At 68.0% G+C, this 12,687-nt stretch carries 15 protein-coding genes; 8 read left to right on the top strand and 7 right to left on the bottom strand.

Annotated elements, in window-relative coordinates:
• Positions 1-52: 52 nt before the first annotated feature.
• The 4 genes from ACRWNM_RS13000 to ACRWNM_RS13015 form a co-directional block, all read right to left on the bottom strand.
• The gene (locus tag ACRWNM_RS13000) at positions 53-358 is read right to left on the bottom strand and encodes a DUF2516 family protein (RefSeq protein WP_431966989.1); all 306 of its coding nucleotides are present in this window, start codon (positions 356-358) and stop codon (positions 53-55) included.
• 64 nt (positions 359-422) lie between these two features.
• Entirely contained in the window at positions 423-1,088 is a 666-nt protein-coding gene (locus ACRWNM_RS13005) for a heparin-binding hemagglutinin (protein WP_431966991.1), read from the bottom strand.
• Positions 1,085-1,588 carry a helix-turn-helix domain-containing protein gene (locus ACRWNM_RS13010; protein WP_431966993.1) on the bottom strand — a complete coding sequence of 168 codons (504 nt, stop codon included), beginning with the start codon at positions 1,586-1,588 and terminating at the stop codon, positions 1,085-1,087. The genes ACRWNM_RS13005 and ACRWNM_RS13010 overlap by 4 nt, the downstream gene beginning before the upstream one ends.
• 94 nt (positions 1,589-1,682) lie before the next feature.
• A complete protein-coding gene (locus ACRWNM_RS13015) occupies positions 1,683-3,005 on the bottom strand; it encodes a DUF445 domain-containing protein (protein ID WP_431966995.1) in 1,323 nt (440 codons plus the stop codon).
• Positions 3,006-3,213: 208 nt separating this feature from the next.
• Here ACRWNM_RS13015 and ACRWNM_RS13020 point away from each other — a divergent pair, with 208 nt between their 5' ends.
• From ACRWNM_RS13020 to ACRWNM_RS13035, 4 genes are all read left to right on the top strand, one after another.
• Positions 3,214-3,894: a TetR/AcrR family transcriptional regulator gene (locus tag ACRWNM_RS13020; protein WP_431966997.1), complete on the top strand. Its 681-nt coding sequence runs from the start codon at positions 3,214-3,216 to the stop codon at positions 3,892-3,894.
• Between the two features lie 254 nt (positions 3,895-4,148).
• A complete protein-coding gene (locus ACRWNM_RS13025; RefSeq protein ID WP_431966999.1) occupies positions 4,149-5,621 on the top strand; it encodes an ABC1 kinase family protein in 1,473 nt (490 codons plus the stop codon).
• Positions 5,622-5,663: 42 nt separating this feature from the next.
• Positions 5,664-6,914, top strand: a complete 1,251-nt coding sequence (locus ACRWNM_RS13030) for a saccharopine dehydrogenase family protein (RefSeq protein WP_431967001.1) — start codon at positions 5,664-5,666, stop codon at positions 6,912-6,914.
• A gap of 92 nt (positions 6,915-7,006) precedes the next feature.
• Positions 7,007-7,618 (top strand): class I SAM-dependent methyltransferase, encoded by a 612-nt coding sequence (locus tag ACRWNM_RS13035; protein WP_431967003.1) that lies wholly within the window; start codon positions 7,007-7,009, stop codon positions 7,616-7,618.
• A 103-nt stretch (positions 7,619-7,721) separates the two neighbouring features.
• Here the strand turns inward: ACRWNM_RS13035 and ACRWNM_RS13040 are convergent, their stop codons facing one another.
• The gene (locus ACRWNM_RS13040) at positions 7,722-7,928 is read right to left on the bottom strand and encodes a hypothetical protein (RefSeq protein WP_431967005.1); all 207 of its coding nucleotides are present in this window, start codon (positions 7,926-7,928) and stop codon (positions 7,722-7,724) included.
• Positions 7,929-8,031: 103 nt separating this feature from the next.
• Complete coding sequence (locus ACRWNM_RS13045) at positions 8,032-8,778, bottom strand: GntR family transcriptional regulator (protein ID WP_431967007.1); 747 nt, start codon at positions 8,776-8,778, stop codon at positions 8,032-8,034.
• 165 nt (positions 8,779-8,943) lie between these two features.
• Between ACRWNM_RS13045 and ACRWNM_RS13050 the strand changes: the two genes are divergently transcribed.
• The 4 genes from ACRWNM_RS13050 to ACRWNM_RS13065 are packed head-to-tail and all read left to right on the top strand — an operon-like array spanning position 8,944 to position 11,665.
• Positions 8,944-9,366 carry a hypothetical protein gene (locus ACRWNM_RS13050; protein ID WP_431967009.1) on the top strand — a complete coding sequence of 141 codons (423 nt, stop codon included), beginning with the start codon at positions 8,944-8,946 and terminating at the stop codon, positions 9,364-9,366.
• A 4-nt stretch (positions 9,367-9,370) separates the two neighbouring features.
• Entirely contained in the window at positions 9,371-10,048 is a 678-nt protein-coding gene (locus tag ACRWNM_RS13055) for a hypothetical protein (protein ID WP_431967011.1), read from the top strand.
• Complete coding sequence (locus ACRWNM_RS13060) at positions 10,045-10,773, top strand: ESX secretion-associated protein EspG (protein ID WP_431967013.1); 729 nt, start codon at positions 10,045-10,047, stop codon at positions 10,771-10,773. Before ACRWNM_RS13055 ends, ACRWNM_RS13060 begins: the two co-directional genes overlap by 4 nt.
• Positions 10,774-10,819: 46 nt before the next feature.
• Positions 10,820-11,665: a polyphosphate kinase 2 family protein gene (locus ACRWNM_RS13065; protein ID WP_431967015.1), complete on the top strand. Its 846-nt coding sequence runs from the start codon at positions 10,820-10,822 to the stop codon at positions 11,663-11,665.
• Positions 11,666-11,973: 308 nt separating this feature from the next.
• Here the strand turns inward: ACRWNM_RS13065 and lexA are convergent, their stop codons facing one another.
• The gene (lexA, locus tag ACRWNM_RS13070; RefSeq protein WP_431967017.1) at positions 11,974-12,624 is read right to left on the bottom strand and encodes a transcriptional repressor LexA; all 651 of its coding nucleotides are present in this window, start codon (positions 12,622-12,624) and stop codon (positions 11,974-11,976) included.
• Positions 12,625-12,687 lie beyond the last annotated feature (63 nt).

Raw genomic sequence — 12,687 nt, forward strand, 5'->3', positions numbered from 1 at the left:
ATTCGTCTATCGGCGCGTCGACAGCGCCGGGCGGTGACCGCCGACGGGCGAGTTACCAGCGCGGTCCGCGCTGGATCTCGTCCACCTTGGGTCGTACGTCGGCCAGGTAGATGCCCGTCGCGATGATCGCGACGAAGGCAAGCAGTCCCAGTCCGGCGGGCGAGAGCAGCAGAAGCAGCAGCGACACGCCGAGGATCGCCAGCCAGATCGGCTTGGTCTGCTTGTCCACCGCAGTGAAGGCGTCCGGCCGCTGGCGAATGGCGTGAATCAGCGCGAAGATCGTCGCGCCGAGCGCGACGAGCCACAGCGCCAGCAGGATGAGTCCGGTCAACCCTTGCACGGTATTCACCTGACCCATGATACGAGTGACGCCCCCGCACAGCAGGCTGTGCGGGGGCGTCCAGGCGTGTCCGACCGGCGCGTTACGCCTTCTTCGGCGCGGCCTTCTTGGCGGGAGCCTTCTTCGCGGCGGGGGCCTTCTTGGCCGGAGCCTTCTTCGGCGCGCCGTTCGCTTCGGCCGGAGCGGTCTCGGTGGTGACTGCGACGACCTCGGCCTCGACGACCGGTTCGGCCTCCGCGTCGGCCTCGTCCTCGACGGCCTTGCCCGAGCGCCCGATCAGGCCGTTGACCCGGTCGAGCACCTCTTCGGCGCGGCCTGCCGCGTCCTTGTACAGGGTCTCGACGCGGTCGATCTGGTCCTCGACCCGCTGGTTGGCGCGCAGCCGCTCGACGGTCTCCTCGCCGCGCACGGCCAGGTCGGCGTACAGGTCGACGACCTTGTTGTAGTACTCCTCGGCCAGCTTGCGCAGCTCCTCGGAGGTGAACTTCTCGCGCAGCTCGGCAAGGTCGTCCGGCAGCTCGGAAGGCAGGCCGGCGAGCCGCTCGCGCAGCGTCTCGAACTGGGCCTGCACGTCGGCGGGCACGTTCGCGAAGCGCTCGCGCGCCTCTTCCACCCGGCCGGGCACATCGGCGGAGGCCGCGCGCTCACGCACCTGGGTGACGACATCCAGGGCGGCGGTGTAGACGGCATCCCCGGCGCCGACGGCGGCGAGCAGAGGCTTGGTGACGGTTACGGTCTTGTCGGTCATGGTGTTTCGTTCTCCTGGCGTGGCGGAGTGTCGGTTGTCGTGCGCGGAACGTCGCTGTCCCATTCCCCCCCTGGCTCGTTCCCTCCGTTTTCCCGGCGAAACGATTCATAGATCTCCAGGAGCACCTGCTTCTGCCGTTCACTGATATCGGTGTCGGCAAGCAAGGCGTCCCGGACCGGACTGTGCGGCCGCTGCTCGAGATAGCCAGCCCGTACGTACAACACCTCCGAGGACACCCGCAGCGCCTTCGCGATCTGCGCGAGTACCTCGGCGGAAGGATTGCGCAATCCGCGCTCGATCTGACTGAGATACGGATTGCTCACCCCCGCCAGCGCGGCGAGCTGACGCAGCGAGACTTGCGCCGCCTCGCGCTGCGCCCTGATGAAACCTCCGATGTCGTGCGCCGCGTTCGCGACGCGACCCCCTCGTTCCCCGACGCCGGCCGATCGCTCGGCCGAACTGTCGGTGTACTCGGCGGAAACCTCGGGATGGTCTGCCATCACTCACCTTCTGGCGGTTGTACGGGTTCAATTCTAGGGCAGGGTGCTAACTCTTGCAAGCACGCTGTTAGCACACCTTCGGCGTGCCGCTCTGTCAGCCTTGGAACAACAGCTGCGAAACCGTGTAGATCACCAGACCGGCCAGCGATCCGACGACGGTTCCGTTGATTCTGATGAATTGCAGGTCACGTCCCACTTGCAATTCGATCTTCTTGCTCGCCTCTTCGGCGTCCCATCGGGCCACCGTGTCGGTGACCAATGTGGTGATCTCGCTCGCGTAGTTCGACACGAGGTAGCGCGCCCCGCGGTCGATCCAGCCGTCCACTTTCGCTCGCATCTCGGCGTCGTCGCGCAGCCGCTCACCGAGCTGCTGCACATTCTCCCCCACCTTGCGCCGCAGCGTGCTGTTCGGATCGTCGGCCGACTCCAGGATGAGCCGCTTGGCCGCGCGCCAGGTCGCCTCGGCCATGCCGGTGATTTCCTCGCGGCCCATGATCTGCGATTTGATCCGCTCCGCCTTCTTGATCATCGCGTCGTCGTACTGCAGATCGTGGGCGAATTCCTCGAGGAACCGATTGGCGGCCAAACGCACCTCGTGCTCGGGATTCGACCGCACCTTCCAGGTGAACTCGACGAGCTCGCGGTAGATCTTTTCCGAAAGCAGAATGTTCACGAATTTCGGAGCCCACTGCGGCGCATCGCGCAGCACGATCCGGTCGATGGTCTCCTGGCTGCCGAGCGCCCACTGATGTGCGCGTTCGGCGAGCATGTCCAGCAGCGGCAACTGCCGATTGTCGGCCAGCAACTCGGCGAGCACCCGGCCGATCGGCGGCCCCCACAGCGGTTCGGCGATGCGCTTGACGATGGTGTTGTCGATGACCTGCTCGACGTCCTCGTCGCGCAGCACCCCGACCACCGCGCGCAGGATCGTCGAACTCTCCTCGGCCACCCGCGCGGCATGCTGCGGGTCGGCCATCCAGCGGCCGACGCGCAGCGAGATCTGAGCCGAATTCACCTTGGCCGAGACCACCTCGGGCGCGAGGAAATTCGTGCCGACGAAACTGCCGAGGCTGGCGCCGAGCTGATCCTTCTTCTTGCGGATGATCGCCGTGTGCGGAATCGGCAGGCCGAGCGGATGCCGGAACAGCGCCGTCACCGCGAACCAGTCGGCGAGCGCGCCGACCATGCCCGCCTCCGAAGCGGCACGCACATATCCGACCCAGTCGCCGCCCTCGCCGCGCGATTCCAGCCAACGGCAGAACAGATAGACCGCGGTGGCAAACGCAAGCAGACCGGTGGCGACCGCCTTCATCTTCCACAGGTCGCGCCGCTTGGCGGCCTCGTCGACGAAGAACCCGGTCGGCGCCGCCGGGGTGGGCGCGTCGATGACCGCGATAGTGCCGGGGGCTTTCTCCATGTCTCCATTCTGCGGTGCCACGCGCGGGAGACCGGACGGCGCGTGGCGCATCGATTCTGTGGTTCCCGCCGCATCCGGCCCCCATTTGCGCCTATGGCGGCTGGCCTGGACTTAAGCTGGTGGTCCACGACCAATACAAACAAGGGAGCCAACGCTGTCCACCGAAGACCTTGTCGACATCGGTGAGCTCGCCGAGCGACCGGCTGCGGTGCGCACCGGCCGGATGGACGGCCGCAAGCGCCGTTGGCGTCAGCACAAGATCGACCGCCGCGAAGAGCTCGTCGACGGCACTCTCGCCGCTGTCCGCACCCGGGGCAGCAACGCGGGTATGGACGAGATCGCCGCGGAGATCGGCGTCTCCAAGACCGTGCTCTACCGGTACTTCTCCGACAAGAACGACTTGGTCCACGCGACCATGCAGCGGTTCATCGAGACCACGCTGATGCCGCGGGTGTACGGCGCGATCAGCCTCGACGCCGACGAGTTCGAGCTGGTGCGCACGGCGCTCGCGGCCTACGTCGGCACGGTCGACGAGGACCCCGAGGTGTACCGCTTCATCATGGGCAGCGGCTCGGACGCGTCCTCGCTGGCCGAGTTCGAGAAGCTCTTCGCCGAGGTGGTCTCCACGGTCATCGCGGACAAGGCCGATGCGCTCGGCCTCGACACCACGGGGTCGATGCTCTGGTCCTACGTGCTGGTCGGCGGCATCCAGCTGGCTACCCACTGGTGGACCACCGACAAGTCGATGTCCCGCGAGGAAGTCATCGACTACCTGACGATGATGGCCTGGAGCGCCATCGAGGGGCTGGTTCGCGCGAGCGGCTCCCGTGAGAACTTCAACAAGCAGCCGCATGTGCTGCCCATCCGGGAGAAGGACGCCTCCGAGTAGGAGCGGGCCACGCGAACGGACCTCGGGGTACGCCGATCGGCGCTGCCGCTTGAAGTCCGTCCATAGCCGCGCGCACGGCCGGGAGCGAAGGCTGACTCCACCTGTCTGTGACGGCGGGTTCGACAATGCCGCTCGGTTGGTTAGTCTGAACGCGAGCGGTGCCACAGTGGGGTGGGTCACCGCCCCACGTGGCCACGCAAGCTCGCGCCTGCGCGTCGCGTCGGCCCGACCGCGGCACCAATGGAGGTACCTCGATGGCGAAGCATGTGCCGACTTCCCGGCTTGCTCGTGGCACCAAGCTGGGTGCGGTGGCCGCCAGTTCCGTGATCCGGACGCAGCGCACGCGGCTTTCCATGCGAGGTAGATCCGAGGCCGTGCGCGCCAAGATGGCCGAGGAATCCATGATCCGCACCACCGAGCAGGTGGTCATGGTGCTCGGCACCATGAAGGGCGTCGCCATGAAACTGGGACAGATGATGTCGGTGCTCGATCTGGACCTGGTGCCCGAGGATCATCGCGAACGTTTCCAGAAGCGGCTGGCCGTGCTGCGCAATGCCGCGCCGACCGTCTCGTTCGAGGCCATGCGCCAGGTGATCGAGGAGGACTTCGGACAGCCGCTCACCACGATCTTCGCGCAGTTCGACCCGGAGCCGATCGCGGCCGCCTCGATCGGCCAGGTGTACCGGGCCACGCTGCACGACGGCCGGGTGGTCGCGGTGAAGGTGCAGTACCCGGGCATCGACGCCGCGGTGCGCGCGGATCTGAAGAACCTCAATATGTTTCGCAAGGTGCTCACCTCCGCCATGCCGTGGGTGACCCCCGCGGTCCTGGACGAGCTGCGGCTGAACATGGAGGGCGAGCTCGACTACCGGACCGAGGCCGTCACCCAGTTGCAGATCGCCGAGCTCTACGCGGGGCACCCGTTCATCGCGGTGCCGCGCTCGCTGCCCCAACTCAGCACGACGCGGGTGCTGGTCAGCGAATACCTCCCCGGCAAGGGCTTCGAGGAGCTGCGCCAGTTCCCCGAGGTCGAGCGCAACCGGCTCGGCGAGATCATCTACCGGTTCTACGTCGGCTCGCTGTTCAGCTTCAACGAATTCTGCGGCGACCCGCACCCGGGCAATGTGCTGCTCGCCGACGACGGCCGCGTCGGCTTCCTCGACTTCGGCCTGTTCAACCGAATGGACCCCGAGCACGTGCGCTTCGAGACGATCTGCCTGCGCGCGGCCGCCGAGGATCGCGCGGAAGACCTGCGCGACTTGATGATTCAGCGCGGCGTGATCGACTCGCCGGAGGAGATCGGCGCCGAGGAATGCCTCGAATACGTGCTGGCAGCCTCGGAGTGGTGCCTGGTCGACGAAGATCTGACCATCACACCGGAACTGGCCAGCGGCGCGTTCCTGCTCGCGGTCGACCCGCGCGCCAGCGAGTTCGCCGGGATGAAACAGCAGAACCTGCCGCCGGAGCACCTGTTCTCCCGGCGCGCGGACTTCCTCACCTTCGGCATGCTCGGCCAGCTCAACGCCACCGCGAACTGGCATCGGATCGCGCGCGAGTGGCTCTACGACGAACCGCCGGTCACCGAACTGGGCAAGGCGCATCAGCAGTGGCTGGCGGAGAACCCTCCGCCCGCCCCGACCAAGACCGCGCGGTCGCGGACCGCGACCGCATCCAAGAAGACCGCGGCGAAGACGACGCGGCAGCCAAGGACCGGGCGAAAAGCTTGAGTCACAGCGATCGCCACGGCATCGACCAGGAGTGAATGACCTATGGCAGACAACCGCGAATTCGATATCGCCCTGTTCGGCGCGACGGGTTTCGTCGGCAAGCTCACCGCGCAATACCTGCTCGACGCGGCACCCTCCGACGCGCGCATCGCGCTGGCGGGCCGCTCGCTGGACAAGCTGACCGCAGTCCGCGCCGAACTCGGCCCGAAGGCCGCGTCGTGGGATCTCGTGGTGGCCGATTCGACCGATCAGTCCGCGCTCGACGCACTGGCCGAGCGCACCAAGGTCGTGGTGACAACGGTCGGCCCGTACCTGCGCTATGGCCTGCCGCTGGTCGCCGCCTGCGCGAAGGCGGGCACCCACTACGCCGACCTCACCGGCGAGCCGCTGTTCATCCGCGACGCCATCGACAACTACCACGACGAGGCCGCGCGCACCGGCGCGAAGATCGTCAATTCCTGTGGGTTCGACTCGATTCCGTCCGATCTGAGCGTTTACCAGCTGTACCGCACGTCCGTCTCGGACAACACCGGTGAGCTGACCGACACCACGCTGATCGCCTCGCTCAAGGGCGGCGTCAGCGGCGGCACCATCGATTCGGGCCGGGCCATGATGGAGGCCATCGCGGCCGACTCCAGTAAGGCCTCGGTGCTTTCGCACCCGTATTCGCTGAGCCCCGACAAGTCGATGGAACCCGACGTCGGCCGTCAGTCCGATCAGGCGTTGCAGCGCGCTAGCAGCATCGATCCGAGCCTGGACGGCTGGGTGAGCACCTTCGTGATGGCCACGCACAACACCAAGGTCGTGCGGCGCAGCAACGGCCTGCTCGGGTGGGTGTACGGCAAGAACTTCCGCTACCGCGAGGTGATGAGCGCGGGCAAGTCGGCGGCGGCGCCGCTGGTGGCGGCGGGCGTGGCGGGCGGCATCGTGGCGACCATGGCCACCGGCGCGCTGCTGTCGCGGGTGTCGGCGGGCCGCAAGCTGCTCGACCGGGTGCTGCCGAAGCCGGGCACGGGGCCGAGCGAGGAGGCCAGGCGCAGCGGCTGGTTCACCATGAAGACGTACGCGCACACCACCTCCGGCGCGAAGTACGTGGCGACGTTCCACGGCAAGGGCGACCCCGGCTACCAGGCCACCGCGGTGATGCTGGGTGAAGCCGGGCTGTGCCTTGCCTTCGACACCGGCAAGCAGCCGGAGCTGTCGGGCATCCTCACCCCGGCCGCGGCCATGGGTGACGCGCTGACCGACCGGCTGCGCGCGGCGGGCATGACCATCGAGGTGCGGCGGGCCTGAATCAGGCTGCCGCATCACGATTCTCAGCGTCGAGGAGCTGTTGTGCAGTACGAGTCCGCGAGGGCGGCGCGGTGAACCTGGCGCGCCGCACCATGAATCATCCTGCGCTGGCCGCCGTGTACCAGCGTGCGTGGCGGCCGACGCTGTTCTACTTGGCCAGCGGTCGCAGCACCGCGTCGGATCGCCGCGACGCGGTGCGCACGCTGCGCTTGGCCGGGGACAAGAAGGTGCTCGACATCGCTTGCGGTCCGGGCAATTTCACCAGGCACCTGAGCGAATCGCTGTCCGAGGGCGGCTTCGCGGTCGGCGTGGACTATTCCGAACCGATGCTGGCGCGCGCGGTGGTCGACAACGCCGGTCCGCGGGTCGGCTATCTGCGCGGGGATGCTCGCGCGCTGCCTTTCGCCGACGGCGTCTTCGACGCGGTGTGCTGTTTCGAGGCGCTCTATCTGATCCCCGATCCGCTCGCCGCCACCCGGGAGATGGTGCGCGTGCTCGCCCCCGGCGGCCGCATCGCCATCACCACCAGCCACCGCGCCGACACCCCGTTCGGGCAGGCGAGCCGAATCGTCGGCGGCTGGAGCGGTTTGCGGGTGTTCGATCACCAGACCTTCCCGAACCTGTTCCGCGAACTCGGGCTGGTCGAGATCGATCAGAGCGTGCACCGGCTGCTTCAATACGTCAGCGCGACCCGTCCGGCTTGAGCGAAAAGCCAGGGCGGATCGAACTTTCGGCTAGCGCGTTCCGGAGCCGCCTGTGGCACACAGTGTCTCGGACGGGTCCGGCTTGCGCGAACCGAAGCCTCGGTCAGTCGGGCCGATCGTCGGCAGACACTTGGATTCCGCTGAGCTCGACCATCCGTTGCAGCACAGCGGGCGCGACCGCGAAATCGAGTTCCGTGCCGCCATTTTCGAAGACATAGGTCAGGTAGTCGTCGCAGTGCAACGTGGCGCGCCGGACCGAGCAGTGCTCGCCGACGACTACCCAGCCACCGATGGTCAACTGATCGAGCATCGCACCTCCCACCCTGCGGCCTAGTCCATTCCCTAGCAAAGCGGACTATTCCAGGCGTCATTCCGCCTTGTCAACGGCATCACGGCGCGTCATCGACCGCGTGTCACGCACCGCGAACGGAATATTCCTGGCGGAATACCCAGGACTCGGGCGGATAGATGCCCTCGTCGAATTGCAATGCAGCGCCGTCGGCGTCGAGCGCGGTGAGCCGGTACACCAGCACCGCGGAGGTGCGGGCCAGCCGCAACCGCTTGCGCTCCTCCGAGGTCGCCAAGCGGGCGCTGACCTCGTCGAACACCGACGCAACCCGGCGACCGGTCACCGCCTCCAAATAGGTTGCGGTACCACCGGGCAGCCGCTGGATATCGAGCAGGCGGTCGGCGACCCCGGCCAGATCGCCGGGAAACCAGGACGTGGAGAGTTCGGCGTCGCCGTTGTCTCCGGTGACCAGTCGCCTGCGGGCGATCACCTCGCTACCGGCCGCGAGGCCGAGCGCGTCGGTCACGTACTCCGGGCCGCCGACGAGTTCGGCGGCGAGGATGTCGACCGGCTCGCTTTCGGCGTACATCGCGCCGTACTGCCGTGCCCGCCCGGCGGATTCGCGCACCAGCGGCACCGCGTCCGGACCGCGCACGAAGGTGCCCGACCCGCGCCGGGATTCCACCAATCCCTGCTGGCGCAACGTATTCAGCGCCTTGGCTGCCGTCGGCCGCGCGACCTTCCACGCGACGGCGAGCTCGCGTTCGGAGGGCACCTCGGCGCCGGGAGCGAGTTCGCCACGCTCGATCTGGTCACGGATGTACCCCGAAATCTGCTGATACTTCGGGAGTACTTCTTCGATGTCGGGCACCGAACGCCTTCCGCTCCGGGATCTGCCAATACTTCCGGTCAGTGTAATCAGCTCGCGAACCACGCCAGGTGGCCGACCGTGCGCCACATCACAGCAGGTGCGCGGGGGAAAGCCGGCAACGGGGTTGGTTACCGAGCGGTAGAGTGCCGACCAGTATGGCCGTGGGTGTGGACCGAACAGAAGGGGGCGACCCAGATGGCGGTGCCGGATACCGGACAGGGGCTGGCCAGGGGGCTGTACGCGGCGGCCATCGGCGCGGACGGCGGCGAGCGTTTCGAGCTGGCCGAGGACGTGGCCGAGAATCTCGCCGCCGCCTGCGACCGGCTGGTCGACGACCTGCGAAAGGCCATGGCCACAGGACATTCGGTCACCGAGGTCGCCGGTTTTCCCGACCTGCCGACCGGCCGCTGCCTGGCCGCCGGGTTCGGCGACAAGGGCAGGCAGTTCCTCGATACCGTGGCCGCCTTCCAGGAGACCGCGCTGCTCTTCAAAGCGGCGTATCTCGCGGCGGGCCGTAAACTCGCGGACGCGGAGGCGGCGAATCGAGCCGCGCTCGAACTGGTCACCGAGTACCTGGATCCGCGATGACCGCGTGCGAGTCCGGAATGCGGAGGTGGTGACCGTGGTGGACGCCGCGGCCAGAGCTGCTGCCGACGAGATCAGGGTGCAACAACGCGCACTCGCCGCGTCCGCCGGAACCTCCAGCGGCGGAACGGATCCCGCCTACGCGCCGGAGCGGGAGCGATTCGGCGCCTACACCCACGTGGAGATATGGGACCGGGTGCACGAAGCGCTCGATCCCGGCGCGCTCGGCGAGACGGCCGCGGCATGGCAAGCCAACGCCGACGCGGTCGCCGACGCCTTCCAGAGCTTCGCCGACACCGCCAATCGCGAATTCGCCCGCTGGTCAGGGCGATCCGCCGAGGCGGCACAGCGCGCGACGCGCGAGTTCATCAGGGCGGGCGCCGGAGCGCACGACGTGTGCCGGGCGGTGCAGCGCCTCATGGAGCTCAATCGCGATGCGGCGCAGACGATCCGCGCCGCGATCCCGCAACCGCGGCGCTATGCGCCGCTGGACGACCCGGCCGCGGAGGCCGTGTCCGGCGGGCGCCGCAGGATGGACCACGACCTGGCCGCCGCGACGGCCGAGGCCGACGCCCAGGACACCATGACCTACGTCTACACCCCGACCATGCCCGCCTCCGGCGACAGCGTGCCCCGGTTCACCCCGCCGCGCGCCCCCTCCGACGGCGGGGGCGGCGCACGGTGAGATGGGTCCTCACCCCGGACGAATTCACGCATGTCTGGGAAAGCGAAACGAACCTGGACAGGCGACCGTATCCGATCAACATGGTGCCGTCGTCCACCGTGCGCACCGAAACCGAGTACGCCGCATTGCGTTTGCCACAACGGTTCGCCAGGCAGGCCGATCCGGACCTGGCCGCGGCGCTGATGCTGTGCGCGCGCACCGACGCCACCACCATCACCCTCTCCGGCGAACGCAGCGCACCGGGGCGCAACGGCAGCGCCTCCGATGGCGATCGCATCCTGGCGTTCGCCGCGGTGGTGCACAATCACGCGGGCGTGCTGGTCGCCGCGCCGGACAAGGTGACCGTGCAGATGTGTCACGCGCGCAACCTCGGCCAGCGCCTGGTGCAGGTGATCGGCTCGGCGCAGCCGGGACGGCTCGGCGCGATGCGCGAGCCGCAGGACGCGGTGCTCACCATCGAGTCGGCCGACACGCCCTCGGCCAACGGCCAGCGCGGCGCGGCCCGCTTCCGGCAGACGTTGCGCAAGCCGGTGGATTGCCGCGGGTTCATCACCGTGACCGTGGACCCGGACAATCCGATGTCACCTCCGACGCGCCACCGCACCTGGCTCGATTTCACCGGCGACGGCCGCTACCTGCTGACCACCTCGCACGATCTGATCCTCACCCCGGTCACCGACGACGATTTCGCCGTGCAGTTGCTGAGGCTCGCACAGATCCGCTGACGCCGAACGCCGCTCCGGGCGCGGACAGACGTGGTAAGTGTGGTCGATGGTGAAGCACTGGTCTGTCCCGGTCACCGAGGCACTGAAAGCCGACGGTTTGCGGATCGCGGAACTGGCGACCTCGTCGACACCCGGATTCACCGGGGACAAGAAGAATGCCCAGAAGTTGCTGATGCAGCGCGGCGAGGCGCTCTCCGTGCTTCAGGAGAAGCTCTACGCCAACGGGCGCTCCGGCGACAAGCGCAGCGTGCTGCTGGTGTTGCAGGGCATGGACACCGCGGGCAAGGGCGGCATCGTCCGGCACGTCATCGGTTCGGTGGACCCGCAGGGCGTCGACCACGCGGCCTTCGGCGTCCCGACCGACGAGGAGCGGCGGCACCACTACCTGTGGCGCATCCGCAACGCACTGCCGCGCGGCGGCCAGATCGGCGTCTTCGACCGCTCGCACTACGAGGACGTCCTGGTGGTGCGGGTGCACGAGCTGGTACCCCGCGAGGAGTGGGAGCCGCGCTACGACGAGATCAACCAGTTCGAGCGCGAGCTGATCGGCCAGGGCATCACCCTGGTGAAGGTCGCCATGTTCGTCTCGCTGGACGAGCAGAAGAAGCGGCTGTGCCAGCGGCTGGAGCGCCAGGACAAGTACTGGAAGTTCAACCCCTCCGACATCGATGAGCGCGCCTACTGGCCCGCCTACCACGAGGCGTACCAGGCCATGCTGGATCGCACGTCCACCGCCGACGCGCCCTGGTACGTGCTGCCCGCCGACCACAAGTGGTACGCCCGCCTCGCGGTCACCGAACTGCTCATCGATGCGCTGGAGAAGCTGGAACTCGACTGGCCCGCGGCGAATTTCGACATCGCCGAACAACTCCGCCGCTTGGAGCATGCCTAGCCTCGGACCCGATACTGCTCCAGCCGGAGATCCTTGCGCACACATCACCAACGCCTTGGGCACCTCCTCGCCCGCCCCGTCCCGTACGCCGATGACGGCCTCGTCGGCGACGGCGGGATGAGTGAGCAGCGGGCCGTGACACGCTGGTTTCTGCACAGCTGGGTGTTACGAAACCGATTGCTACGAAACGGGCGTCCGCGGAGATAACAGAACACACCGAGGCAATCGGTCGACCCGAACAGGTCCGCCTCGGTGCCCCATGCGGCCCCCGTCGTTCCCCTCCCGGCGGGGGCCGCCCGCCGTGCGCCTCAGATCCGGCGCATCACCGAGACGACCTTGCCGAGAATCACGGCCTCGTCGCCGTCGATGACGTCGTAGGCCGGGTTGCGCGGTTCCAGGTAGACGTGGCCGGTGCGGCGGCGATACACCTTGACGGTGGCTTCCTCGCCGATCATGGCGGCCACGATGTCGCCGGAGTGCGCCTCGCTCTGCTGGCGCACCACCACCGTGTCACCGTCGCAGATGGCGGCGTCGATCATCGAGTCGCCGCGCACGCGGAGCGCGAAAACCGTTCCGCGACCGACCAATTCGCGCGGGAGCGTCAATGTCTCGTCGGTGTGCTGCTCGGCCGGGATCGGTGCGCCCGCGGCGATGTCGCCGACCACGGGAACGGTGACCGCGGCGTCGGAGTGCTCCGCCCGCGCCGCGCCTTGGAGGAACAACCGCACGTCGATCGGGCGCGCCACCGCGGCGCCGCGGCGCAGAAAGCCCCTCTCCTCCAGGTTCTTCAGATGTTTGGAGACCGAGGACGCCGACTTCAGGCCGACCGCATCGCCGATCTGCCTGGTGTTCGGCGGATACCCGTATTCGACGACCCAGTCCCGGATCACGGCAAGGATGCGCTGCTGGCGCGGCGGCAGCGTCGAAGTGTCGAGATGCTCGAAGTCGTATCCGGTCACCCGGGGAATGCTAAGGGCGGGCTCGGACAAACCCCGCACGCGACGCCGGGCGGCCGGTCCGGA

The organism is Nocardia sp. bgisy134, assembly GCF_965341865.1.
Lineage (GTDB): Bacteria > Actinomycetota > Actinomycetes > Mycobacteriales > Mycobacteriaceae > Nocardia.